Below are 25,210 nucleotides of genomic sequence, written 5' to 3'. Positions count from 1 at the left end.
ATGCGGCTGTACCTGCTCGCCCTCAACCCCACGGACTCCGTCACGGAGGGCTTCCTGCCGGCCGCCGCACAATTGGGCCTCGACGTCACCGTCCTCTCCGACGCGGCCGAACCCCACCGCCTCGCCTACGCCGGACTGCCCTGCGCGCCCGAGGTGCTGGAGTGCGACGTGCGGGACTTCCGCGAGGTCATCGGCCTCATCTCCCGCCACCACGCACCGGACGCCGTCTTCACCAACAGCGACCACCTCCAGACCCAGGCCGCCCTGGCCGCCGGGTACTTCGGGCTGCCCGCCAAGGACTGGAAGGCCGCGCTGCGTACCAAGAACAAGGCCGAGCTGCGCCGCCACCTGGCGGCCGCCGGGCTGGACGCGGTCTGGTCGGCCGAACTGGCCCCCGGCCAGGACCCGGCCGAGCTGGACGGGGCGGCCCTCCCCTTCCCCTGCATCGTCAAGCCCCGGGAGGGCGTGGCCAGCGAGGACGTGGCGCTGGCCGAGGACATGGGCGAACTGGTGCAGCTGTGCAAGGAGATCCGGCACCGCCGCGCCGACGCGGCCCTGGTGGTCGAGGAATACCTGGCCGGCGAGCTGTGCACGCTGGAAACCCTCGGCGACGGCAGCCGGCGCCACGTGCTCGGCGGCTTCCGGACCCGGCTCTCCGCCCCGCCCGGCTTCATCGAGGAGGTGATGGAATTCGCCCACGCGCACCCCCGGCCCGTGGTCGACCAGGTGCTCGCCCAGCTGGACGCACTCGGGGTCGGCTTCGGAGCCTGCCACACCGAGTTCACCGTCCAGGCCGACGGCCGGGCCCGCATCATCGAGGTGAACTACCGTGCCATAGGCGACCGGACCGACCTGGCGATGGCCCGGATCCTGGACATCCCCTACTTCGAGCACGTCCTGCGCACCCACCTCGGCGAGCCGCTCCCCGCCGACCTCGGCTCCCGGACCGACGTCCAGGCCCACAACCTGGCCGTCTGCGCCGACCGGGCCGGCACCCTGAGCGCCGCCCCCGAGGCGTGCGACCTGGTGATCGACGGCGTCGAACTCTCCTACCGCCCCCTGCGGGCCCTCGGCGAGCACCACCCGCACTACCGCACCAACCGCGACTACCTCGGCATGATCTGGGCCCTCGGACCCGACCTCGACGAACTGCGCCGCGTCACCGCCGAGTTCGCCGCCGGCCACCAGTGGGTGATCACCCCGTGAGCGCCGAACAGCAGCTGACCCTGAGGGTGCTGTCCGCGCTGCTGCGCGAGGACGTGCTCGGGCTGCGCACCCGCAGCGTCCCCGTACACCGGCCGGACGGTCTGTGGCTGCGCCTCGGTCCGGACGGCAGCGCGCTGCTGCTGCCCGTCGCCGAGGAGGGCTTCCAGTGCGAGTACGCCGCGCGGCTGCCGCTGCTGGACGTGGACGGCGCCGTAATCAACACGCTGGACGGGGTCCTGGCCGCCGTGCGCGAGCGGGCCGAACCCCAGGACCGGGGCGGCCACGACGCCTTCGCCGAGGAATGCCGGCAGACCCTGGCCACCATGGAGCTGCACGACACGGCGCAGCCCGGGGTGCTGGCCGGCCTCGCGGCCCGCTACGGCAGCGACCCCGCCCACTGGGCCGGCCCGGGCGCCTCGCTCGCCCAGGACACCCTGGCCGCGTACCTGGACCACCCGGTGTACCCGACCGCGCGCGGTCGCTCGGGGCTCACGGCCGACGAACTCGCCCGCTACGCACCGGAGTTCCACCCGTCGTTCCGGCTCCACTGGTTCGCCGTCCCCCAGGGCGTACTGGACCTGCACGCCCTGGAGCCGCTGCCCGACTGGTGGCCCGGCCCCGAACTGATCGGCCTGCGCGAGCTGGCCGACAGCCATGTCACCGTACCCGTCCACCCGCTCACTGCCGAGGGTCCGCTGCGGGAGGTCCTGCGCGAAGCCGGCCTGGAGGGCACGGCCGTACCGGGCCCCACGCCCTACCTGGACGTCGTGCCCACGCTGTCGATGCGGACCGTGGCCGTCGCCCGGGACCCGCGCTGCCACCTGAAGCTGCCGCTGGCCACCGCCACCCTCGGCCTGCGCAACCGCCGCACCATCAAGGCGGGCGTCCTCCCCGACGGCGCCGCCGGCCAGCGCCTGCTGGAAACGGTCATCGGCCTGGAGCCGCGGTTCGCAGAGACGATTCTGCACGCTGACGAGCAGAGCTACGCCGAAGGCGGCCACGAACTGCTGGCCGTCCTGCTGCGCCGCTACCCCGAGGGCCTGGAGCATGCGGTGACCGTGCCACTGGCCTCGCTCGCGGCCGTCGCGCCCGGCGGGCGACTGGTCGTGGACCACCTCGCCGAGCGCTTCTACGACGGTGACCCGCTCGCCCTCTACGACGCGTTCCTGAGTCTGCTCCTCGACTGGCAGACCACCCTCTTCCGCTACGGCATCGCCCTGGAGTCGCACCAGCAGAACACCTCCCTGGTGCTCGACCGGGCCGGCGGCGCCACCCGGCTCCGGCTCCTCTACAAGGACAACGACGGCCTGCGGATCAACGGATCCCGCCTGGACGCCGCCCTGGGCGAGCTCGCTCCGCCGCCCAAGGAGTTCGACGACGCCCGGATCTTCTGCGACGGCGACCGCCCGCTCACCGACCTGTTCACCACCATCACCGGCCACCTGTGCGCGGCCTCGCTCGCCTTCGCCCTGTCCGACCGGGGCCGGATCCGGCTGGAGAGCTCCCTCGGCCTGCTGCGCGAGCGGCTGACCCGGGCCGTCGACGGCCTGGGCCCGGACGGCGCCGCGCTGCGCACCGACCTGCTGGACGCCGAGCGGCTCCCCGTCAAGGCCATGGTCACCGCGGGCACCCTGCTCAGCAAGGAGAGGTCCGGCGCGGCCGACATCAACAAGCACTACACCAGCGGTCCCAACTACCTGAAGAGGACGGGGGTTCCGGAATGACCACCGACACCCTGGCAGGCCCCGCGGTAACCCCGCGGCGCTCGGACGGCCTGGACCGCAGACAGGTGCACGCCATCGCCGCGTGCTACTTCGTCGCCTCCTTCGCCGCCCTCGGCCTGCCGCCCTACCTCACCGCGATCCTGCCCGCCCTCGGCGACCCGACGGGCAGCTGGGCCGGCGTGCTCTACATCGTGCCCACGGTGTTCAGCGCGCTGGGCGCACCGCTGTGGGGCCGGCTGGCCGACCGGTTCGGCCGCAAGCGGCTGCTGCTCCGCGCCCAACTCGGCCTCACCGTGTCGTTCCTGCTGGCGGGCGCCGCCCAGAGCCTGCCCGCCTTCACGGTCGCCCTCGTCCTGCAGGGCTTCCTCGGCGGCACCTTCGCCGCCACCAACTGCTACCTCGCCGCCGCCCTCGACGGACCCCGGCTGTCGAAGGCCCTCACCCTGATGCAGGGCAGTGCCCGGGCCTCACTGGTCGCCGCGCCGATCCTGGTCGGGGCGCTGACCCCGTGGATCTCCCCGCACCGCCAGTACCTGGTGATGGCGGTGCTCCCGCTGGCAGCCGCCGCACTGCTGGCCCTGCTGCCCGAGCCGGGCCGCCCCACGGCGCCCGTCGAGGCCGGTGACGCGCAGGCGCCCGCGCCGGCGGCGGGGCCGCTGCGCCTGCTCTACGCCTTCGAGTTCGTGTTCGTCTTCTCCACCATCATCTCCTTCCCGTATCTGATAGCCCTGGTCGAGGAACGGCTGCCCGGCATCTCCGGATTCGTCTCCGGACTCCTGTTCGCCCTGCCGCACCTGTGCTACCTGGTGTTCGCCGCCCGCGTGCACACCGCGTTCCTCGACCGCCCCCGGGCCGGCATCGCGCTGGGCTTCGCCTTCGTCGCCCTCGGCCTGGCCGGCCATGCCGTCGCCCACTCGCTGACCGCCTTCGTCCTGGTGCGCCTGCTGCTCGGAGCCGGGCTCACCCTCGGCCTGGTCTGCCTCTCGGTGCTCGCCGCCGAAGCCGCCAACGGCCGTGCGCCCGGACGGATGTTCGGCACCCTCGAATTCGTCTCCAAGGGCGGTGCGGTGGCCGCCGGCGCCGTCGCGGCCCTCGCCAACAGCACGCTCGGCTCCTCCGCGCCCGTGCTGATCGGCACCGCCGCCGCGCTGGCCACCGCACTCGGCGCCGCCGCGCTCGCCCTCTTCCCCCGTAGCCGTTGGAGTCATTGATGCCTCTGCCCGTACAGCCGCTGACCTCCCCCGCCGTCGGCCTGCCCGCCGCCGACCACGCCGTGGCGCACACGCTGCTCAACTGCCTGCTGCGCGAGGTGTCCGGCCCCGAGCACCAGAGCGCCGTCGTCGACGGCCGGCTGCTGATCCGCCTTCCCCGGCGCGGCGTGCTGCTCCGGGTCGCCCTGCGCCGCACCTCGCTGATCGGCGCGCACCGCTTCACCGGGCCGGTCTTCGAGGAACGCCCCGACGGCTGGGCCGAGTTGACCTGGCGGCGGCTGGCCGAGTACCTCGGTCAGGAGCTGACCCTGCGCAGCGGAGTCGGCAACGAGGAGTTCATCGAGCAGGTGGCCTCAAGCCACGAGGGCGTCGCCGGCGCCCTGTCCGGTCGCGGCGAGTCCGGTGCCGACCGCTACCTGGAGTCCGAGCAGGCCCTCCTGTTCGGGCACCGCTTCCACCCCGCCCCCAAGTCCCGCTCCGAAGACCGCACCGCGTGGGCCGCGTACGCGCCGGAGGCCCGCGCCTCCTTCCGGCTGCGCCACCTGGCGGTGCGCGCCGAACTGCTCGCCGAGGAGAGCCTCGACCCGGCCGTGACCGCGATGGTCGACGGTCTGCGCGAGGTCCCCGAGGGGTACCGGCTGCTGCCCGCACACCCCTGGCAGTACGAGCTGCTGCGCGACAACCCCGCCCTCCGGGCGGCCGTCGAGCGGGGCGACGTACTGGACCTGGGCCCCGGCGGCGACCCGTTCACCGCGACCGCCTCGGTACGCACCCTGTACGGCGCCGGCGCGTTCCTGAAGTTCAGCCTCAACGTCCGGATCACCAACTGCCTGCGCAAGAACGCCGCGTACGAGCTGACCGGGGCGGTCGCCCTGACCCGGCTGCTGGCACCGGCACTGGGCGAGCTGGCCCGGAGGTTCCCGGACGCGGCGATGCTGCGCGAGCCGGCCTTCCGCACGCTGGCCCTGCCCGGCCCCGACGGCAGCGCCGACCTCGCCCTGTTCGAAGGCTTCGGGCTGATCGTCCGCGACGGCCTGGCCGGCATCCTGCGGCCGGGCGTCACCCCGCTGCTGGCGGCGGCCGTGGCCGACGAGTACCCGACCAGCTCGGCCCACATCTCCCGGCTGCTCGACGGCGCCGAACCGCAGGAGGCCCTGCGCTGGTGGGCGGCCTACCTGCGGCTGCTGCTGCCGCCCGTGCTCGCCGCGTACTTCGACCACGGCGTGGTCCTGGAGCCGCACCTGCAGAACGTACTGATCGGCGTGGACGGCGACGGGCACCCGGCCCAGGTCCTCTTCCGCGACCTGGAGGGCACCAAGATCGTTCCGGAGCAGAACGCGGCGCTGCTGGCGCAGCTGCCCCCCGAGGTCGCCGGGCCGATGGCCTACGACCCGCAGCGCGGCTGGGACCGGGTGGTCTACTGCCTCCTCGTCAACCACGTCTCCGAGCTGCTCGCGGCGCTGGCCGACCAGTACCCGGAGCTGGAGGGCGCCCTCTGGGAGGGCGTCCGCTCCGCCCTGCAGTCCTATGCCGACGAGCACGGCTGCCCGCCCCGGCTGAGCGCCCTGCTCGCCGGCGTGCCGCTCCCCGCCAAGGCCAACCTGCTGACCCGCTGGGAACGCAAGGCCGACCGTGCGGCCGACTACGTGCGCCTGCCGTCCCCGATCGCCGAGTCCGTGCTGGCCGAAGCCGCCCGCCCCTCCGTCTGGAGCACCCGATGACCGTCACCCCCCTGGTGCGCGACCACGTGGCCGCGCTCGCACCGGACGCCCTGCCGGCGTACGTCTACGACCTGGACGTGCTGCGCACGCACGCGGCGGCCGTCCGCGCGGCGCTGCCCGACCGCGTCGAGCTGTACTACGCGGCCAAGGCCAATCCGGAGCCGGCGGTGCTGGCCGCGCTGCGCGGGTCGGTCGACGGCTACGAGGTCTCCAGCGGAGGAGAGCTGGCGCACGTCCGCCGGGCCGTGCCCGACGCGCCGCTGGCCTTCGGCGGCCCGGGCAAGACCCCGGCCGAGATCGCGGAGGCCGTCAGCCTCGGGGTGCACCGCTGGCACGTGGAAGGCGTACAGGAACTGCACCGGCTGGCCGAGGTGCTGGCGACCACACCGCAGGCTCCGGTCGACGTCATGCTGCGGGTCAACCTGCCGGTCGCCTCGGGCCAACTGGACACGGTCGCCCTCGCGATGGGCGGCCGGCCCACCCCGTTCGGCATGGATCCGGACGGCGCCGAGGAATGCCTGCACCTGCTGACGGGCCCGCTCGGCCGCCGGCTGCGGCTGCGCGGCATCCACGCGCACCTGGCCAGCGGCCTGGACGCCGACGCCCAGTTGGCGGTGGCGGAGCAGATCACCCACTGGTCCGCGGAGCTCGCCGACCGCCACGCCCTCACCTTCGACGAGGTCAACATCGGCGGCGGCATGGCCGTCGACTACGCGGACCCGGCCGCCCGCTTCGACTGGACGGCGTTCGGGACCGGCCTGGAGAAGCTGCTCGACCGCCACCCGGGCCTGACGCTGCGCATCGAACCCGGCCGGGCCCTCACCGCGTACTGCGGCTGGTACGCCACCGAGGTGCTCGACGTGAAGCAGAGCCACGGCGAGGACTTCGCGGTGGTCCGCGGCGGCACCCACCACCTGCGCACCCCCGCCACCCGCGGCCACGACCAGCCCTTCACGGTGCTGCCCGTCGCCCCGTGGCCGCACCCCTGGCCCCGCCCCGCCACCACCACGGGCCGCGCCACCCTGGCCGGACAGCTGTGCACCCCGAAGGACGTCCTCGCCCACCGGCAACCGGTGGAAACCCTGCGCGCCGCCGACCGGGTGGTCTTCGCCCTCGCCGGCGCCTACGCCTGGAACATCTCCCACCACGAGTTCCTGATGCACCCCCGCCCGGGCTTCCACTTCCTCACAACCGAAACCCCCTGACGCCCACGGACCCGCCCGCCGGCCGCTCGGCGCCGCCCCTGCGCGAGCCGCCTGCGAACCCCTGGGATCCGCCGCCCCAGGATGCGGCAGCCGGCCGCGGGGTGCTACCGGCCTGCGGGGGACCGGGCACGGACTGCTCGGCGAGCGGGTCCGTCCTGTCGGCCGGTGTCCTGTGCGGTCTGCGACGTCGTCAGCGGTGGCGCTCGCCGCGGCCGCCGGGGAAGCCGCCGAGAGCGCTCGGCTCGCGCCCGCCCCGGGACCGTCGCCGCCGACCGGAAGCCGACGCGGCCGGCCGCCCCCCTTCGCCCGCGCCCGCCGGTGACGCACGGCCGTACCCGCGGGCCGACGCCCTCGCCGTCCCACCGGCCACCTTCCCCACCGGTCGACACTGGCCCCGGCTTCCCGGACAAGCGCGCAGCGCGGGCCTCCGGGGGCCCCATTCGCCGTCAGGGAGAACGTATTGCTGCAGGACGAGAATTGTCCTGCGTTCAACAACGGAAGTTGGGCCAGGCTCAGATGTAGCTCAAAACTTGACGCGATTCCGACTGGCTACGATGATCTTCGACCAGGACGGGGGAATCAATGGGCGTTGCATAGGTGGTGCGCATCGTGGATCCGCGGTGGGCGACGGGGGATCAACACTTCACAACGGCCAGGGCGCCGCTGTCCGGCGCCCGAAGGAACAACGGGGTGGTTTCATGACGGGCGCAGATGACCGCAGTCAACTGGCAGGACTGGAATGGGGCGGGGCCACGCAGTACCGAAGCTCCGGCCCGGAGCGTCCGGACTTCGCCGTCGCGGGACCGCCGCGCTTCCAGCGGTGGGCCCGGGACGTGGGCCATGTGGTGGGTGTCACGCCGACCGCCCGGCGCCTGTCGATCGGCTGGTCGGCCGTGCAGCCCCACGGTGCGCGGGAGTGGGACCGGGAAGCGCTGGGCCGCTGTGACCGGACCCTGGACCTGCTGCTCGAAGAGGGGCTGGCGCCCTGCCTCAACCTCGTCCACATGGACCTGCCCCGCTGGGCCGACGAGCCCGGCGGATGGCTGGTCAGGGACACGGCGGAACGATTCGCCGAGTACGCGGCCGAGATGGGCCGCCGGTTCGGCGACCGGGTCGCCCGCTGGGTCACCGTGAGCGACATCGCCGCCCCCACCCTCGCCGACCGGGTGGCGGGCATGTTCGGCGGTGACCGCGGCAAGGGCCCGGCCGGAGTGGCGGCCGTCCACCACGCCCTGCTGGGACACGGCCTGGCGCTGCGGGCGCTGCGCGGGGCGGGCGCCACCGGTCCGGCCGGACTGACCACCTCGCTCATCGCCGCCTATCCCGCAACGGACGACCCCTGGGACCGGCTGGCGGCCGAGCGGATGGAGTTCTGGGGAAACCGGCTCTTTCTCGATCCCCTGCTGTCCGGCCGGCACCTGGTCGGCGAGGACGGGAAATCCCCGGTCGGCGATTGCGGTGCCGTACGCCCCGGGGATATGGACGTCATCGCGACACCGCAGGATTTCCTGGGCGTCTCCTGGCACGCCCCGCACTGCGTCACGGCGCCGGAGAATCTCCCGCACCTGCGGGACCGGCTGAATTCCTTCCGCGAGCTGATGGACGTCAACCGGATTCTGGCCCAACTCGATTTCGCGCTGGTGCCGTTCTCCGACGTGGAGACCACCTCCTACGGGTGGTCGATATTCCCCGAGTCGCTCGCCGACGGAATCGCGGGACTGCACGACATCTACGGCGACCAGCTGCCGCCGCTCCACGTGACCGACCACGGCCTCCAGGACAACGAGATCCTCGACGCCCACGGGCATCCCGACCACGGCAGGCGCCGCGCCCTCCTCGAAGCGAAGCTGCTCTGGCTCCAGCGCATCATGCAGAGCGGCGTCGAGGTCCGCGGCTACGAGTACTGGTCCGTCTTCGACAACGCGTATTGGAAGCAGCGCTACGCCCGCCTCTATTCGGGCGCGGTCGGCGGCGGAGCCCTCAGCTTCACCAAGCCGACCATCCCGCAGCAGTGGGTGCCTCGGTTCACCGGCGCCCTGCCCGAACCGGCCCGCGAACCGGCCGCACCGGCCCGCGGCGAACGGCGCGAGGACCCGGTCGGCTCCCGCTGCTGAAACCGCCCCGTGCCGGGGCCGCCACCGGCGGCCCCGGCACGGGATCACCGCGCGCCGCGGCGGGCGGCGAACGCCGTCCGGAACCCGTTGAACCAGGTGACGATGTCACGCATGACGTAATGGTCGCGGTGCGGCCGCAGCGCCGAGAGCAGGAAGGACTGCCTGCCCTCCGCCGCCGGACCCAGGACCGTGATCCGGGACTCGGCCCGGCCGTCGGCGCGGACCGGATGGAAGTCCGCGGTCAGGTCCAGCCCGCCCGGCTCGAACACCTCGTCGTCCGCGGACCCGTTGCGCCACAGCCGCACCAGGCCGCGCTCCAGCAGCCGGCGGAACAGCGGCGCGGCGTCCAGCCGCGGGTCGAAGGGGTGTATCCGGGCGTCGACCAGGGTGTCCACCACCCGGTCCGCGCCCGTCACCGGCCCCCGCACCCGGAACCGGGCCGCCGCCTCGTCCTGCACCACCGAGGCCCCGGGTCCGGCGGACACGTCCAGCACCCCCTGCCGGGCCAGTGCCTCGATCCGCGTCATCACCTCGACCGCGGCACCGTTCGCCAGCCGGTTGTGGTGGCGGGCGTGCCGGCCGAGGAACTCCCGGTGGGACGCGGCCGTCAGGCCGCCCCCGTCCACCGCGTACGAGATGACCGCCCGGAGGTCGCGCCACACCCCGTCGGCCGCCGCCTTGTGCGGGTTGTCGACGTTGCCGTGCAGCGCCCACACCCGGTCCCGGCCCATCCAGCGCAGCAGGGCGGCCCGGAAGTGCTCGGGCGTGGAGGAGGCGGACGCGGGGATCGGGGTGATCGTGCGCTGCCAGCAGAACCGGTTGCCGGTCGGCGTCTCGTCCAACTCCCAGGGGGAGACCAGGCCGGCGGCATCCCGGACGGCCGCCGGGCCCTCGCCCCCGGCCTCCCGCAGCCGGGCCACCGCCGACGGGCCGAAGACCACCCCGGTCCAGTGTTCGAGGGTCTGCGCCACCGGCCAGGCGCCGGTACCGGCCGCCGAAGCCGCCACCTTGCCGGCGAGGACCTCCTCCAGCACCTCCCCGATCCCGGCCGCCGCCGCGGCCAGCGGGCCGGTCAGCAACTCGGGGCCGTGGTCCGCGCCCGGCGCGTGCAGACGCCCGGCGAGGAACTCCCGCCACAGCGGTGTGACGCTCTCGCGCAGGAAGTCGGCGGCGGGGCCGAAGAGCGTGGCGTAGTGCAGCCAGGCCATCTCCAGCACGACCAGCGGCAGGACGTCGCGGTCGAAGTCCAACTGGGCGCGCCCGGCGCCGCCGTGCCGCCCCGGGGTCCCCACGGCCTCCCTGAGCCGGTCGACGGCCTCGGGGGTGAGGAAGACACCCTCGTGCTCCGCGGCCCGCGGCCCGGACTCCTTGGCGTTGCGCGGGCGGGCGAAGGTGAACTGCCCCGCCCGGCTGAAGGCCACGATCGAGGCCGGCTCCCGCCCGCTGGGCAGGTAGCGCAGCCCGTGCTCCGCATCCGGTACGAACCGCCCGCCGCGGCCCTCGGTGAGGTGCAGGATCACGTCGATGGCCGTCAGCCCCATCCCCGCGCAGCCGACCACCGTGCCGGGACCCGTCAGCGCGGGGTCCAGCGAGTCGCCCAGCGGATAGGCGGACGGCAGGTACGCGGAACCGCCGCGCGCGGCGAAGGCGGCACGGACCCGCCCCACCGGGTCCCGCGCGGGGTCGTGCGGCCCGTGGCCGGTGACCAGCAGGACGTGGTCGGCGGGATGGCTCCGGCCGGCCGCGGTGCGGACCAGGAACCCGTCACCCTGCGGCTCCAGGTCCACGACCTCGTCGCGGCACAGGTCGACGGTGGCACCCGGGTGGGCGCGCAGCTCGCGCACGTACGCGTCGAACCTGTCCCGGAGGGCGAGCCCGTGCACGTAGCGCTTGGGCCAGTCCGCCGGCCCCAGGTCGAAATCGGAATCACCGGTCCGGGCGAACTCCCGCCGACACCACTCGTGCAGGGTGGGCCGCTCCGACGCCGGCCGCAGCGGGCCGGCCCCCGGCATCGCCTCGTCCGCCGCGAAGCCGACCTGGCTGCCGGTCCGGTTGAGGAAGCTGGTCCTCGGCTGGGAGGGGCTGTGCGCCTGCCCGGCGCCGAACTCCCCGGTCCGCTCGAAGACCCTGACCTCCAGCCGGCCGTCGCCGATCAGCTCGGCGGCCCGGGCGGACAGCCGCTCCAGGGCGTACGTCGCCCGGGGACCGCCGCCGACCACGGCCAGCCGGAAGGGCTCCGGGCGCGGCCCGCCGCCGCTCATCGCAGCACCCCCGCCGGTTCCGGCGCGGACCCGCGGCCCGGCGCGGGTCCGCGATCCCGCGCGGCCACGGCGGTCGGCCCGGGCAGCAGGCGCGCCAGGGCGGCGAGGAAGCGCTCGACGTCCGCCGCGGTGATCCGGCCCATGGTGGAGAGCCGGAAGAAGCCCTCGGCGAGCTGCTCCTGGGCGGCGTAGATCACGAAGCCCTCGGCGCGCAGCGCGGTTTCCAGGGCCGGGTACCCGACGCCCTCGGGCAGCCGGATCGCGGTCAGCCCGACCGCCCGCTGCTCCGGCGGCAGCAGCAGGTCCAGCCCCAGCGCGGCCAGTCCCTCGCGGAGCTGCCCGGCCAAGCGCCCGTAGCGGGCCCGCCGGGCCCCGACCCCTTCCGTCAGCGCCAGGTCGAGGGCGGCTTCGAAGGAGCGGAACACGTGCACGGCAGGGGTGAACGCGGGCGCACCGGCCTGCTCCTGCGCGCGGAAGTGCCGGTACAGGTCCAGGTAGTACGAGCGTCGGGGACCGGAGCCGAGCGAGGCGAAGGCGTCCTTGCGCGCACAGACGAAGGACAGCCCCGGCGTGCCCTCCAGGCACTTGTTGGCCGAGCCGGCCAGCCAGTCGACCTCGTCCTCGCACAGGTTCAGGGACTCGGCCCCGATGCTGCTCACCGCGTCGAGGACCACCTCCCGGCCGTACCGGTGCGCGAGGGCGCACAGCCCCCGTACGTCGTTCAGCATGCCGGTGCTGGTCTCGTGGTGGACCAGGCCCACGTGGGTGAGGCCTGGGTCGGCGGCGAGCTCCCGCTCCACCGCGCCGAGCTCCACCGGGGTGCCCCAGCCGAGTTCGAGCCGGCGCACCCGGATCCCGTACGTCTGGGCGATCTCGGCCATGCGGTGGCCGTAGTGGCCGTTGTCGACGACCAGCAGGCCGCCGCCGGCGGGTACCGCGGAGAGGATCGCCGCCTCCACGGCGGCGGTGCCCGAGGCGGTCAGCACCACCGAGGTGTGGCGGTCGTCGCCGCCCGCGATACGGGTCACCTTGGCCCGCACCGAGGTCATCAGCCGCGTGAAGTCCCGGTCGCGGTGGCACAGGTCGGGACCGGTCAGCGCGGCGCGGACCCGCTCGTCGGTGACCACGGGGCCGGGGTTCATCAGCACCAGCTGCGGAGCGTCACTGGTCACAGGAGACCGCCTTCTGGAATCGGGCAGCGGACAGGGGAGGGCTCAGGGCCGGGCGGCCCAGCCGCGGGTCGGAGCCCGGCGCGATGCGGACCCGGATCAGCCACGGGCCCTCGGCACCGGACAGCGAACCGTCCAGCGCCGCACGCAGACCGTCGGAGTCCGACACGTCGGCGGTGCGGGGGTAGCCACAGGCCGCGGCGACCCCGGCGAAGTCCACCGAGGCCGATCCGGTGGGCTGCGCACCGGTGGACTCGTACGCCGCGTTGTCGAAGAGGACATGGACCAGGCGCGGCGGCTGCAGGCGGCCGATGGCGGCCATCGCCTCCAGCCGCATCAGCGCGGCCCCGTCGCCGTCCAGCACCACCACGTGCTCGCGCGGCCGCTCCAGCGCGACGCCGAGGGCCACGCTGGAGGCGCAGCCCATGGAGCCGACCACGTACAGGTTCTCCGGGCGGTCCCAGTCGCGTTCGAGCTCCCGGGCGGTCTTGCCGGTGGTGGCCACCACCGGGACGGGCCGGCCACCCACCGTCCGCATCACCTCGCCGATCGCTTCGGCGCGCAGCATCGGGGCGGCCGGCGCAGACGCCGCGGCGGGCCCGGCGGCCGTGGGCTCCGGGCGGTACGGGGCCACGGCTCCCTTGGAGACGACGAACGCGTACGGCAGGCCGGTGGCGGTCATGTGGTCCACGGCGACGGCCAGCCGTTCGGCCAGCCGGGTCTCGTCCGGCGGCAGCGGCTCGTGCCGGATGTCCATGGCGGTGAGCAGGTCCGGGGTGATGCGGCCCATCAGCTCGTGCTGCGGCTCGTCCGGACGGCCCGGCTCGCCGCGCCAGGTGACCAGCAGCAGCAACGGGAGGCGGAGCGTGTGGCACAGCGAGGTCAGTGGGTTGACCGCGTTGCCCAGCCCGGAGTTCTGCAGGACGACCACGGGCAGCCGCCCCGCCAGCCGGGCGCCGGCGGCCACCGCCACTGCCTCGCCCTCGTTGGCGGCGATGAGGTAGTCCTCGGGGTGCTCCCGCTGGAGGCAGCTGATCACCGGCCCGAGAAAGGAGCACGGGACCCCGCCGAAGGGCCCGAGCCCCGCCGCCCGGAACGTCCGTACCAGGGCGGCCGGGTCGATGGCGGACGCCGCGACGGCCACCGGGGCCGCCACCGGTGCTGCCGGGGCGGCGGCCGCGCTCACGACGCGGTGCCCGCGGCCTGCGCGGCCACCGGGCGCTCCGGCGCGGCGGTGCGGACGAAGCGCTTCTCGTCGCGCTTGTACGCGTCCATGCCCTGGAGGTCGAACACGGTGCCCAGCGTGGCGATCCGGTCCTCGACCTCGGTGGTGCGGCCCGACTTGAGGATCGTCTCGAAGGTCTCGCGGACCGCCTGCACCCCGGCGCGCAGCCCGTGGTTGGCGTAGATGACCATCTTCGCGCCCGCTGCCTCCAGTTCGTCCGCCGAGACCGTGTGGTAGGTGGTGGGTACGACCACCACGGGCTGGGGCAGCTCCCAGCGGCGCAGGAATTCCAGCACCGGTCCGGGGGAGGCCGACTTGGCGTGGATGAGGACGGCGTCGGCGCCGGCCTGCGCGTAGGCCGTGCCGCGGCGCAGCGCCTCGTCCAGGTCCCAGCCGGCGATCAGGGCCTCGATCCGGGCGATGACCATGAGGGCGGGATCGCGCTGGGCGTCCTTGGCGGCTTCGATCTTCCCGCAGAACTCCGGTACCGAGGCGAGTTCCTGACGGCCCGGCACGAAGCTGTTCACCTTGGGGAAGCACTTGTCCTCGATGGTGACGGCCGCGATGCCGGCCGCTTCGTAGCGGCGCACCATGTGGGAGACGTTGTTGGCGTTGCCGTAGCCGGCGTCGCAGTCGGCCACTACCGGGACGCGCACGGCGGAGGCCATCGAGGAGGCCACGCCGAGCAGTTCGGACATGGTCAGGATGTCGGCGTCGGGCACGCCCTGCGACGCGGATATCTCCAGGCCGCTCGACCAGACGCCGTCGAAGCCGGCCTGCTCCGCCAAGCGGGCGCCCAGCGGGTTGTGGGCCCCGATGATGCGGACGAGCCCGGGAGTCTCGAAGAGGGAGCGCAGCCGGGCGGCGCCGCCGGTGTGCCCGGCGGGGGCCGACGGCCCGGTGTGGTGCATGGGGTGGTTCTGCACGGGATCTTCCTCAGGTCAGTACTGGGCCGACATCGGCTGCGGGGCGGCGGGCGGCTGGGGTGCGGCGGGCGGCCGCGGGACGTCGGCGGCGGGCTGCCAGCCGGGCCGTCCGAAGACGTAGCCCAGACGGTGCCGCCAGCTCGCCGCCCCCCGCACGTCGCGCACCATCGAGGCGAACTCGTGCGCCTGGATCCTCCAGATGCTGTACGTGCCGATCTGCTTGGTCAGGCCGTAGGTGGGCCGCTGTACCTCGGGCTGGAACGTGCCGAACATCCGGTCCCAGATGATGAGGATGCTGCCGAAGTTCTTGTCGAGGTACTCGGGGTCGGAGCCGTGGTGCACCCGGTGGTGCGAGGGCGTGACGAAGACGAACTCGATCCAGCGCGGCAGCTTGCCGACCTTCTCGGTGTGGGCGAACAGCCCGTAGATCAGGTGGCACGAGTGCATGGTGAATACCAGCGCCGGGGGGATGCCCATCAGCGGCAGCGGCAGCCAGACCAACTTCTCGAACCACTGCGCCCACTTGCGGCGCAGCGCGGTCGAGGTGTTGAAGTATTCGCTGGAGTGGTGCACCTGGTGCCCGGCCCAGATGAGCCGGACGACATGGGCGGCCCGGTGGTACCAGTACAGCAGGAACTCCACACCGAAGAACAGGAAGACCCAGGTCCACCAGGCGTCCGGCGGGAAGTGGAAGGGCGCCAGGTACGCGTAGGCGAAGGCGTACAGGGCGAGCGCTGCGGCCCGCAGCAGGGTGGACACGACGAGGGCGCCCAGGCCGGTGAGCACGCTGGCCCGGGTGTCGCGGGGGTCGAAGCCCTTGGCGTCCTCGTCGTCGCCGAAGCGCAGCGCCAGCATTTCGACGGCGATGAGCAGGGCGATGGCGGGCAGGGCGAAGACGATGGGGTCGCGGAGGCGGTCGAGGATGTGCTGCAGCATGGCTGGCTCTGCGGTCCCTACCGGTCGGCGGAGGCGAGGGTCTTCGCCTTCGTGGCGTACATGTCGACGTATTCCTGGTGCGAGAGGGCGGCGATCGCCTGCATGACCTCGTCCGTGACCTGCCGGCGCAGCCTCGCCTCGCCGGAGCGGCCCTGGAGGCCGGAGAAGTCCAGCGGGGCGCCGAAGCGGAGGGTGAAGCGGTGCGGCCGCAGCATCAGGCTGCCGGGCGGCTGCACCTTCTCCGTGCCGACGAGCCCGCAGGCGACCACGGGCGCCCCGGTGTGCAGGGCCAGGTAGCCCACGCCGGTACGGCCGCGGTAGAGCCGCCCGTCGTGGGAGCGGGTGCCCTCCGGGTGGATGCCGAAGATCAGGCCGTCGCCCAGCACCTGCTCGGCGAGCTGGAGGGCGGCCACGCCGCCGTGCCCGCCGTCGCGCTCGACCGGGACCATGCCGATCGCGCGGAAGAACGCGGCGGTCAGCCGCCCCTTGAGGCCCTTGCCGGTCAGCCGCTCCGCCTTGCCGATGAAGTACACCGGGCGCTTGACGGCCAGGGAGATGAAGACGTGGTCGGAGAAGGACAGATGGTTCGCCGCGATGATGCACGGCCCGGTCGCCGGGACGTTCTCCGCGCCCTCGATGTGGGGCCGGAAGGCGACGCGCATCAGGAGGGCGAGGGTGGTCCTGAGTGCTGTGCGAAGCACCGGGGACTCCAATCTGGTGGGGTGTTGCGGGGTGGGCGGGAGGGCGGGGCCGGCTCAGCCGACGATCGTGCGGCCGCCTTCGAGCACGAGGGTCGCGCCGGTGAGGTAGCGCATGCCGTCGTCGGCGAGGGAGACGACCGCGCGGCCGATGTCCGTCTCGGCGTCGCCGAGCCGGCCGAGCGGGATCTCGGAGAGCACCTTGGCGTGGGCCTCCGGGTGCGCCTCGAAGTAGGCGGCGGCGCCCGGACTCAGGGACACCGGGCAGATGACGTTGACCCGGATGTCGTACGGGCCCCACTCGCGGGCGGCGACCCGGGTCAGGCCGCGGATCGCCTCCTTGGCCATGGCGTAGGAGGCGAAGCCCTCCTGCCCGACGAGGGCGGCCGAGGAGGCGAGGTTGACGATGCTGCCGCCGCGCCGCTTGAGGTGCGGCAGGGCCGCCCGCATGGCGTGGAAGGTGCCCAGCGGGCCGCTGCGGTAGGCGAGTTCCACGTCCTCGACCGTGGTGTCGGCCAGCGGGCGCTGCACCAGGGACTGGGCGTTGTTCACCAGGATGTCCAGCCCGCCGAAGGCCTCGGCGGTCTCCTGGACCATCCGCTCGACGTCTTCCGGGCGGCCGACGTCGCCGACGACGGCGAGGCCGCGGGCGCCCCGCTCCTCGATCTCGCGGACCACGCCCTCCAGGGTGCCCGCCGTACGTCCGGCGATCGCGACCCGGGCGCCTTCGGCGGCCAGCGCCAGGGCGATGCCCCGGCCGATGCCCTGTCCGCCGCCGGTGACCAGGGCGGTCCGGTCGGCCAGGCGCTGTGCAGAGGTCATGGGGTTCCGTTCTCCTTCTCGTTCGGTGGGTCCACTGCGGCGGGGGAGGCGGCGCCGTCTCCCCAGAAGGCCCCCCAGGTGGGGAAGGCCTCGGGCAGGGCCGGCCGGCCGGCCGGTGCCCAGTCCGCGAAGTCCACGGCCTGGGGCCGGTCGGCGACGTCGGCGGCGTACCAGTGCCGCTCCCGGCGCCGGGAGAGGAACCACTCGCCGTCGAGGCGGACGTACTCGTCGGCGTAGCAGATCGCCATCACGATCCAGCGGTCGTCGACCTCGTGCTCGGCACGGCAGTAGACCGTCCCGGTGGCCTCCGCGTCCCCCCGCAGCTCGATGCGGTGCCCCGTGACGTGGTGCACCGACCGGCCGAAGGTGCGCAGCAGCGGCTCGATGTGCCGCTTCAGCGCGTCCCGCCCGGCGCCGGCCCGGCCGAGGTCGACGTCGGGCCGGAAGCAGTCGGCCCAGGCGTCCAGGTCACGGGAGTCCACGGCGATCGCGTAACGGAACGCCAGTTGTTGGATTGCGAGTTGGGCTTCGACGGCGGCCAGGCGCCGTTCGGTCTCCGGACTGGTCAACGGTGCTCCGACTCTCTCACAGTAGAACTCAAAGAGCTATATTGTCTAACTAATATAGCTGCTTCGCCTCCAGAGGTATGAGGGAGAGCAATGCCCGTAAGAGAGTTCCTCGATCCCGTGGCCGAGGCCCTGAGCAGGGAACGGCTACGAGCCCTCCAGGAGGAGCGGATCCTGGAGTTGGTCCCGTACGCCTACGAACGCTCGGCCTTCTACCGGGAGTGGTGGGACGCCCACGGGGTCCACCCGCGCCACGTGCGTTCACTCGACGACTTCACCCGGCGCATCCCGCCCATGACCAAGGACCTGGTCCGGGAGTTCCGGGAGCGCACCGGCGACCCCTTCGGCGGACTGCTGTGCACGGACCCGGCCGCGCTGACGTCCGTCTCCTCCAGCTCCGGCACCACCGGCCGGCCCACCTTCTTCGCCGAGAAGTGGGACCTGTGCCCGCCGCTCCCCGCTGCCATGCTGCGCGACCTGTGGGGACTGGGCCTGCGGCCAGGGGACCGGGTGCTGAGCCAGCCGGGCACCATCCGCAACCTGCTCGACTACGCCTTCCACGCGCTGGGCGCCACCGTCGTCTGCGTGGAGTCGGGCCCCGGCCGGATGGCCGAGGTGGTCGAGGCGGCCCTGCGCTACCGGCCCGCCTTCCTCCAGCTCACCTACGCCCAGGTCGTCGAACTCACCCGGCTCGCCGGCACGTACGACCTGCGCGAGGCCTTCTCCTCCCTCAAGGCCGCGGCCTTCGCCGGGGTCCCGATCAGCCGCCGGCTGCGCCAGACCGTGCGCGAGGAGTGGGGCGTCGAGCTGTACGAGTACACCAGCGCGGCGGACACCGGCATGGCCTGGGAGTGCGGCCGGCACGACGGCTTCCACCTCTGGGAGGACACCGTCCTCGCCGAATGCCTCGAACCCGGCGGCTCGGCCGGGGTCGCCGACGGGCAACTCGGCGAGCTCGTGGCCACCGACCTCGACAACGACACGGCGCCGCTCATCCGCTACCGCAGCGACGACCTGGTCCGGCTGAACCGGGCCGCCTGCGGCTGCGGGCGCACCCACAGCCGCATGTGGGTGATGGGCCGGTGCGGCGACGAGACGCTGGTCGGTGGGCAACCGGTCACCCTGCGGGACGTCGGGCTCGCCGTCGAGGAGCAGCCCGAGTGCGCGGGCGGCGTCTTCCAGATCGTCCGTCCGCAGCGCGAACTGGACGCGCTCACCGTCCGGGTGGGCCATCTCGGCGCCGACGGCGCCGCCCCGCCCGCCGATCTCGCGGAGCGGCTGCGCACGGCGGTCCGGGCACGCACCGGCGTCACACCGGTGATCGAACTCCACACGGAGCAGGGGCTGCTGGCCGGCTCCAGCGGTGTGGGCAAGCTGACACGAGTGGTGAGGTCATGATGGTACGAGCACAATCCCTGGCACTGGCACGCGCCAAGACCCTGGACCACCGGCCCGAGGTCGCCTACGTCGCCCGGTTCACCACCGGCGAGGTGTCCCACGAGTTCAAGGTCACGTGGTCCGACATCGGCCGGGACACCGAATGGCTGCGCGGCCGGCTGGGCGCGTGGGGGATCGGGCAGGGCAAACAGGTGCTGCTCTCCGCCTCCGGCCACGAAGGCGCCTGGTTCCTGCCCGTGATCAACGCGCTGAAGGAGCTCGGCGCCACGTACGCGATAGCCGAGGCGATGGCCTGGGACTGGCAGCGGTCGCTGGTGTTCCGTGAGGATCTGGAGCTCTACGCGGTGCTCGGGCTGTCCGGCGAGACGCTCGCCGCGCAGGTGGAGCACCGCTCGGCGCGGGAGATCTACGAGGACGTACCGGTGGTGCTCGCCCGGCCGGCCGCCGTCGCGGGCCTGGCCGCCGCCGGGGTCGGTGCCGGAGTGCTGACCCCGCTCGGGCCCGCGCTGGCGGTGCAGTGCCCCGAGTCCCCGGGCGCCCACGTGGACGCGGCGCGGTGGTGGGTCGCCGAGCGCCGGGGCCGGGTCCACCTCTCCTCCCGGTCCGCCGGGCGGGCCGCCGACGTGCCCGAGACCGGGCTCGGAATCGACGCCGAGGTGCTGACCGGGCGGTGCGGATGCGGGAGCACGGACCCGCGCGTCCTGCTGGGCTGACCGGGCGGGTGGACGCAACAGCGATACGACGGCTGCGCGTCCCGGCGGAGACCGGGACGCGCAGCCGTCGTGCCGGGCTGCGCAGCCGTGGTACGGGCGTCGTACGGAGCTGCGGAGCCGGCGTACGCGGGAGCCGGCGTGCCCGGGAGGTCTCAGTCGGCCTCCGGCACGAAGTACGGCAGCCGCATCCCCTCCGCGACGATCCGGAAGTCGACGGCCACCCGCATGCCGATGACCACCTCGTCGGGAGGCACGCCCAGGACGTGCGTCAGCATGGCCGCACCCTCGTCCAGGTCGACCACGGCCAGCGCGAACGGCACGTCGAAGTCCGGGCCGGGCGCCCGGTGGACCACGGTGACCGAATAGACCCTGCCGCGGCCGGAGCAGGGCTGCCACGTCCAGTCCGCGGACCAGCAGCCCGGGCAGACCGGCTCCGGCGTGAAGAACCGCAGCCCGCAGGCCCGGCACGCGGGCACCACCAGCCGGCCGTCCCGCGCGGCCTGCCAGAACGGCCGGGTCAGCTCGCTCGGCACGGGTACGGATCGGGTCATCACCTGCTCCTTCCGAGCACGCACATCTCGTAGTGCTGCGCCCCGGAACCGGCGTTGGCGACCAGCGCCACCTCGGCCCCGGCCAGCTGGTGCACCGCGGTCCCGCGCAGCTGCCGTACGGCCTCCACCACGCGCAGGGTCATCTGCTGGGTGCCGTTCCACGCGTAGGACAGGCAGCCCCCGTCCGGGTTGACCGGGTGCCTGCCGTCCCGGGCGATCGCCCCGGCGGCCACCAGCGGACCGCCCTCGCCCTCCCCGCACAGGCCCAGCACCTCCACCTGGCGGATGATCTCGAAGGAGTTCGGGTCGTAGAGCGAGAACACGTCGACCTCCTGCGGCCCCACCCCTGCCCGGGCGTAGCAGCGGGCCGCGGCCCCGGCGCCGATCCGCCCCACCTCGCGGTGCAGCGCGGGATTCACGTACGCCGCGTGGTGGTACTCCATGGCGCCCGACAGCACCGCCACCGCGGGCCGCGGCAGGTCACGCGCCCGCTCGGCCGTGGTCACGACGAACGCGGCCCCGCCCTCGCCGACGATGCAGCAGTCCAGCAGCCGCAGCGGGCTGGCGATCGGCCGGGAGGCCAGTACGTCCGCGGGGGTGTACGGGCCGCGGCCGTACATCATGGCCTCCGGGTTGGCGGCGCCGTTGTTGCGGAGGGTGGCGGCCACCACGGCCAGCTGCTCCGGCGTGGTGCCGTACTCGTACATGTGCCGGGCCGCCACGAGGGCGAACTGCGGCACCACGTACGCCCCCCACACATCGGTGAACTCCAGAGCCCGGCCGGCCCCCACGGGCGCGTTGTCCACGCCCCGGGAGACGAGCCGGCAGCCGCCCACCACGACCGTGTCGGCATACCCGGCCCGCACCGCGGCGGCCGCCTTCAACAGCCCCCTGACCCCGGCGTTGTCCATGAAGGAGTCGCTGGTCCAGTGCAGCGCGCCACCGAACAGGGGGGCCCAGGAAGCACCGTCGTCCGGCGCCCCGCCCGGCCCCGGCCAGTCCAGCTGCGCCCCGTCGACCTCGGACGGCTCCAGCCCGGCGTCGGCGAGCGCCCCGCGGGCCGCCTCCAACGCGAGGTCCATCGCGGTGCGGTGCGGCAGGGACAGCGCCTGCTCGGTCGCGTACACCCCGGCGATGACGGGCTGCCGGTCCGCCACGTCAGCGGCCCGGGCCGAGCGTCGCCGAGCCGGGGTAGCCCCCGCCCCCGTACGCCTCGTCCAGCGCGTCGTAGTCCGTCGTGCCGGCCGCGGTGCGCGGCAGTGCGGCGGTGAACTCCACCGTCCGGGGCTTCTTGTACGAGGCGATCAGCGTGCGGCAGTGCTCGATGATCTCCTGCTCGGTCACCGCGCAGCCGTCTCGGACGGCCACGACCGCCTTGACCTCTTGGGCCCAGCGCTCGTTGGGCACGCCGATGACGGCGACCTCGCGGACGGACGGGTGCTGCGCGATGCAGTTCTCCACCTCGGCGGGGAAGATGTTCTCCGCCGCCGACTTGAGCATCCGGGTGGTGGTGCCGAGGAAGGTGAGGGAGCCGTCCGCCTCCCGGCGGCCGAGGTCGGTGGTGTGCCACCAGCCGGACCGGAAGCGGTGCGCGTTGGTCTCCGGCCGGTTCCAGTAGCCCCGGTGCACCAGCGCGCCGCGGGCGCAGATCTCCCCCGCCTCGCCGACGGCGCACTCGCGCCCCTCGGCGTCCAGGATCCGAACCGACAGGAAGGGGCCGGGCCGGCCCGCGTTGCCCAGGGCCGGGCCCCCGAACGCGGCGGTGACGGAGAAGCCGGACAGCTCGGTCTGGCCGTACCCGCGCCCGGCCGCGCCGCCGCTGCGCGTGAAGCGGCTGGTGTCGGGGGCCGCCATGCCCTCCCAGAGGTGGGGCGCCACCGTGACGCGCAGGCGGGACAGGTCGAGGCCGGCCTCCCGGTTGCGGGCCACCACCTCGGTGACCGTGGGCGGCATCAGGAAGGCGTGCGTGCACTCCTCGGCGGCCAGCAGGCCGAGCACCTCGTCGGCGTCCACCCGGCGCACGATGACGTTCTTGCCGCCCATCAGCAGCGTCGGCATGCCCCAGAACTGGTAGTTGCCGATATGGAACATCGGGCCCGAGTTGAGGAAGACCGCCCTCTCGTCGATGTCGCCCAGCCACGCCGCCGTGGCGGCCATGCCGAGCAGGTTCGCGTGGGAGAGCATCGAGCCGCACTGCTTCCCGCTCATGGCGGCCGTGTACAGCACGAGGACGGGGGAATCGGGGTCGACGTCCTGCCCGGGGTCGGCCGGGTCGCCGGCCGCCAAGAAGGCCTCGTAGCCGTCCGGGTCCTCGGGCCCGCCGTCGTGGCGCAGCCAGCGCGCCGTGTCCGCGTCACCGAGCGCGGCGCGGGTGGCGGCCACGGCCGCGTGGATCTCCTGGTGCTGCCAGACCACCACGCTGGGGCTGAAGTCCCGGAGCGCGAACTCCATCTCCGGGGGTGACCAGCGCCAGTAGCCCACGCACACCATCGCGCCGATCTTGCCGGCCGCGGCGATCAGTTCGTAGACGCGGAACGAGTTCTGTCCGAGCCACATGATCCGGTCGCCGCGGCCGACCCCCGCGGCCGCCAGGGAGCCGGCCAGCCGGTTCACCCGGTCGTCCAGCTCCGGCCAGGTGAGCCGGACCGGCCCGTCGACCAGGGCCGTGCGCCCGGGGTGCGACCTGCGGTGCTCCCGCAGGACGTCACCGATGGTCGTGTGCTGCATGGTGTACTCCTCGGCGCTCGGGGCGGGGGCTCAGCGGTCGGCCGGCATGGCCGGCACGGTGAACAGGTCGGTGAAGTTGCGCCGGGTGATCAGCTCGCGCACCTCGGGGTCCACGCCGGCGAACAGCTCCGTCACCACCTTCTGGGTATTCGGGAACGTCCCCTCCAAGTGGGGGTAGTCGCTGCCCCACAGCACGTTGGTGTAGTTCATCGCCGTGACCGCGCCGACGGCCGTCTCGTCGTGCTGGAAGGACGCGTACACCTGGCGGCGCACCAGCTCTCCCGGCAGCATCGACAGCTTGGGGCGGACGAACATGCCGTGCTGGCGGTACGCCTCGTCCATCCGGTCGGCCAGGGCCGGCACCCACGCGCAGCCCGCCTCGGCGATCAGCACCCGCAGCCCGGGGTGGCGGTCCAGCACCCCCGAGGCGACCAGCTGCGTCACCGCGCGCTGGGCGGGGAAGAGGGTCTCGACGTAGTTGATGACGGCCCCGCCGGGACCCCGGGCCACCACCGTGTCCGCACCGGTGCCGATGTGGATGCTGACGGTGATCCCGGCCTCGGCCGCGGCCGCCCACAGGGGTTCCCACACCTCGTTGTTGAACTCCCGGCCGGGCGGCGGGCTGGCGGCCAGGAAGACCGTCTGGTAGCCCATGGCCGCGGCGCGCCGCAGCTCGGCGACCGCGTCGTCGGTGTCGAGCATGGACACCATCGCGGCGCCGACCAGCCGCGGGGACAGGGACAGGAAGTCCGACCTCAGCCAGTCGTTGTAGACCTTGATGCACTCCCGGGCCAGCACCGGGTCGGTCATCACGGCCGTCCACAATCCGCGGGAGGGGAAGACCACCTCGCCCCAGATGCCCTGGTCGTCGAGGTCCTGCAGGCGGATGCGGTGGTCCAGGGCGCCCGGCGGGCGCATCGCGTCGGCGAAGTCCAGCGGGTCGCGCCGGACCACCTGGCCGTCCACGTACACCGTCTCGCGCCCGTCCTTGCGCTCGGTGCGCGGCGCCCGGGGCCGCAGCGCGGCGGGCAGGGCCCGCTCCCAGAGGTCGTCGGGCTCCAGGACGTGCGAGTCGGCCGAGTTGAGCCAGAGCTTTTCCACGTGGTTCTCCAGAGTTGAATCGGTCGGCGGCCCGGGACGGCGGGCCGGACCCCGGCCCGGAGCCGGAGTCATCGGACGAGATGGGCGTCCGTCAGTACGGGCGCGTCGGCGCGCTCCTCGGCGGTGGCCAGGATCCGGATCTCGGACCCCTCGTCCCACATGCGGACGCGCAGCGTCTCGCCGGGGTGGAAGACGCCGGCGAACCGCGCCGCGTACCCGGTCACCCGGGCGGGGTCACCGTCCAGGCAGGTGTCGGTCACCGCCTTGAGCGCCATGCCGTAGGTGCACAGACCGTGCAGGATCGGGCGGTCGAAGCCGGCGGCGCGGGCGGCGGCCGGGTCGGCGTGCAGGGGGTTGAAGTCGCCGCTCAGCCGGTACAGCAGCGCCTGGTCCTCGCGGGTCGCCACGCGTACCTCGTGGTCGGCGGCCCGGTCCGGCAGCGGCCGCCCGCGGCCGGGGCCCGGGTCGCCGCCGAAGCCGCCCTCGCCGATCAGGTGGGCATCGCCCTCCGCCGTCCAGAGGGGGCCCCGGGCGTCGGCCACCGTGGAGCGCAGGACCACCACCGCGGCGCTCCCGCGGTCCAGTACCCGGGCCACGCCGGTGGTCTGGACGGCCTCGCCGCGGGGCGGCAGCGGGCGGTGCACGGTGATCCGCTGCCCGCTGTGCAGCAACCGGGCGGTGCTCAGGTCGACTCCGGGCAGCGCGAAGCCGCCGCCGGCCGCCTGCCCGCCGCCCGCGACGGTCGCGAAGGAGGGCAGGACCCGCAGGCCGCTCTCCAAGGTGTAGCGGAGCTCGGCCGGGTCGGTGGCGGGCCGGCCGGCGCCGATCCCCAGGTGGTAGAGGAGTACGTCGCGGTGGTCCCAGGTCAGCGGGACCACCACCGGCTCGGCCGCCAGGGCGGCCGGGACGTCGAGGGGCATGGCAGGGCCTCCGGTC

At 73.9% G+C, this 25,210-nt stretch carries 21 protein-coding genes; 8 read left to right on the top strand and 13 right to left on the bottom strand.

Going from position 1 to position 25,210, the window contains the following annotated elements; genetic code table 11:
• The 6 genes from AB0B01_RS00885 to AB0B01_RS00860 all read left to right on the top strand — a co-directional run bounded on the left by AB0B01_RS00885 (window position 1) and on the right by AB0B01_RS00860 (window position 9,181).
• Window positions 1-1,206: an ATP-grasp domain-containing protein gene (locus tag AB0B01_RS00885; protein WP_361711640.1), complete on the top strand. Its 1,206-nt coding sequence runs from the start codon at window positions 1-3 to the stop codon at window positions 1,204-1,206.
• Complete coding sequence (locus AB0B01_RS00880) at window positions 1,203-2,930, top strand: IucA/IucC family protein (protein ID WP_361711638.1); 1,728 nt, start codon at window positions 1,203-1,205, stop codon at window positions 2,928-2,930. The genes AB0B01_RS00885 and AB0B01_RS00880 overlap by 4 nt, the downstream gene beginning before the upstream one ends.
• Window positions 2,927-4,141, top strand: a complete 1,215-nt coding sequence (locus AB0B01_RS00875; RefSeq protein WP_361711636.1) for an MFS transporter — start codon at window positions 2,927-2,929, stop codon at window positions 4,139-4,141. The genes AB0B01_RS00880 and AB0B01_RS00875 overlap by 4 nt, the downstream gene beginning before the upstream one ends.
• The gene (locus AB0B01_RS00870) at window positions 4,141-5,862 is read left to right on the top strand and encodes an IucA/IucC family protein (protein ID WP_361711635.1); all 1,722 of its coding nucleotides are present in this window, start codon (window positions 4,141-4,143) and stop codon (window positions 5,860-5,862) included. Before AB0B01_RS00875 ends, AB0B01_RS00870 begins: the two co-directional genes overlap by 1 nt.
• On the top strand, window positions 5,859-7,067 hold the full coding sequence (locus tag AB0B01_RS00865) for a type III PLP-dependent enzyme (protein WP_361711633.1): 1,209 nt from the start codon (window positions 5,859-5,861) through the stop codon (window positions 7,065-7,067). The genes AB0B01_RS00870 and AB0B01_RS00865 overlap by 4 nt, the downstream gene beginning before the upstream one ends.
• A 698-nt stretch (window positions 7,068-7,765) precedes the next feature.
• Window positions 7,766-9,181: a family 1 glycosylhydrolase gene (locus AB0B01_RS00860; protein ID WP_361711631.1), complete on the top strand. Its 1,416-nt coding sequence runs from the start codon at window positions 7,766-7,768 to the stop codon at window positions 9,179-9,181.
• A gap of 44 nt (window positions 9,182-9,225) precedes the next feature.
• On the opposite strand, the gene AB0B01_RS00855 is transcribed toward AB0B01_RS00860, so the two are convergent.
• The 8 genes from AB0B01_RS00855 to AB0B01_RS00820 are packed head-to-tail and all read right to left on the bottom strand — an operon-like array spanning window position 9,226 to window position 17,787.
• A complete protein-coding gene (locus AB0B01_RS00855) occupies window positions 9,226-11,442 on the bottom strand; it encodes an FAD/NAD(P)-binding protein (protein ID WP_361711629.1) in 2,217 nt (738 codons plus the stop codon).
• A complete protein-coding gene (locus AB0B01_RS00850; protein ID WP_361711627.1) occupies window positions 11,439-12,614 on the bottom strand; it encodes a 2-aminoethylphosphonate aminotransferase in 1,176 nt (391 codons plus the stop codon). Before AB0B01_RS00850 ends, AB0B01_RS00855 begins: the two co-directional genes overlap by 4 nt.
• Window positions 12,604-13,797, bottom strand: a complete 1,194-nt coding sequence (gene aepY, locus AB0B01_RS00845; protein WP_361711625.1) for a phosphonopyruvate decarboxylase — start codon at window positions 13,795-13,797, stop codon at window positions 12,604-12,606. The genes AB0B01_RS00850 and aepY overlap by 11 nt, the downstream gene beginning before the upstream one ends.
• Complete coding sequence (gene aepX, locus AB0B01_RS00840) at window positions 13,794-14,762, bottom strand: phosphoenolpyruvate mutase (RefSeq protein ID WP_361711623.1); 969 nt, start codon at window positions 14,760-14,762, stop codon at window positions 13,794-13,796. The genes aepY and aepX overlap by 4 nt, the downstream gene beginning before the upstream one ends.
• 15 nt (window positions 14,763-14,777) lie before the next feature.
• On the bottom strand, window positions 14,778-15,698 hold the full coding sequence (locus AB0B01_RS00835; protein ID WP_361711621.1) for a sterol desaturase family protein: 921 nt from the start codon (window positions 15,696-15,698) through the stop codon (window positions 14,778-14,780).
• A 17-nt stretch (window positions 15,699-15,715) separates the two neighbouring features.
• Complete coding sequence (locus AB0B01_RS00830; protein WP_361711619.1) at window positions 15,716-16,399, bottom strand: lysophospholipid acyltransferase family protein; 684 nt, start codon at window positions 16,397-16,399, stop codon at window positions 15,716-15,718.
• A 54-nt stretch (window positions 16,400-16,453) separates the two neighbouring features.
• Window positions 16,454-17,218, bottom strand: coding sequence for an SDR family oxidoreductase (locus AB0B01_RS00825; protein ID WP_361711617.1), 765 nt, complete (start codon window positions 17,216-17,218; stop codon window positions 16,454-16,456).
• The gene (locus AB0B01_RS00820; RefSeq protein ID WP_361711615.1) at window positions 17,215-17,787 is read right to left on the bottom strand and encodes a nuclear transport factor 2 family protein; all 573 of its coding nucleotides are present in this window, start codon (window positions 17,785-17,787) and stop codon (window positions 17,215-17,217) included. Before AB0B01_RS00820 ends, AB0B01_RS00825 begins: the two co-directional genes overlap by 4 nt.
• Window positions 17,788-17,877: 90 nt before the next feature.
• Between AB0B01_RS00820 and AB0B01_RS00815 the strand changes: the two genes are divergently transcribed.
• Both AB0B01_RS00815 and AB0B01_RS00810 read left to right on the top strand, forming a co-directional pair.
• The gene (locus tag AB0B01_RS00815) at window positions 17,878-19,182 is read left to right on the top strand and encodes a phenylacetate--CoA ligase family protein (RefSeq protein WP_361711613.1); all 1,305 of its coding nucleotides are present in this window, start codon (window positions 17,878-17,880) and stop codon (window positions 19,180-19,182) included.
• Window positions 19,179-19,895 carry a hypothetical protein gene (locus AB0B01_RS00810; protein ID WP_361711611.1) on the top strand — a complete coding sequence of 239 codons (717 nt, stop codon included), beginning with the start codon at window positions 19,179-19,181 and terminating at the stop codon, window positions 19,893-19,895. Before AB0B01_RS00815 ends, AB0B01_RS00810 begins: the two co-directional genes overlap by 4 nt.
• A gap of 152 nt (window positions 19,896-20,047) precedes the next feature.
• On the opposite strand, the gene AB0B01_RS00805 is transcribed toward AB0B01_RS00810, so the two are convergent.
• The 5 genes from AB0B01_RS00805 to AB0B01_RS00785 form a co-directional block, all read right to left on the bottom strand.
• On the bottom strand, window positions 20,048-20,446 hold the full coding sequence (locus tag AB0B01_RS00805) for an OB-fold domain-containing protein (protein WP_361711610.1): 399 nt from the start codon (window positions 20,444-20,446) through the stop codon (window positions 20,048-20,050).
• On the bottom strand, window positions 20,446-21,603 hold the full coding sequence (locus AB0B01_RS00800) for a thiolase family protein (RefSeq protein WP_361711608.1): 1,158 nt from the start codon (window positions 21,601-21,603) through the stop codon (window positions 20,446-20,448). Before AB0B01_RS00800 ends, AB0B01_RS00805 begins: the two co-directional genes overlap by 1 nt.
• Window position 21,604: 1 nt before the next feature.
• Entirely contained in the window at window positions 21,605-23,173 is a 1,569-nt protein-coding gene (locus AB0B01_RS00795; RefSeq protein WP_361711606.1) for an AMP-binding protein, read from the bottom strand.
• Window positions 23,174-23,203: 30 nt separating this feature from the next.
• Window positions 23,204-24,274 carry an amidohydrolase family protein gene (locus AB0B01_RS00790; RefSeq protein WP_361711604.1) on the bottom strand — a complete coding sequence of 357 codons (1,071 nt, stop codon included), beginning with the start codon at window positions 24,272-24,274 and terminating at the stop codon, window positions 23,204-23,206.
• Between the two features lie 68 nt (window positions 24,275-24,342).
• The gene (locus AB0B01_RS00785) at window positions 24,343-25,194 is read right to left on the bottom strand and encodes a MaoC/PaaZ C-terminal domain-containing protein (protein WP_361711603.1); all 852 of its coding nucleotides are present in this window, start codon (window positions 25,192-25,194) and stop codon (window positions 24,343-24,345) included.
• Between the last annotated feature and the right edge of the window lie 16 nt (window positions 25,195-25,210).

Source organism: Streptomyces sp. NPDC044571, assembly GCF_040647115.1.
GTDB lineage: Bacteria > Actinomycetota > Actinomycetes > Streptomycetales > Streptomycetaceae > Streptomyces.
Note: the sequence above shows the minus strand (reverse complement) of the source record. Positions and strands in the feature narration are given on the sequence as shown.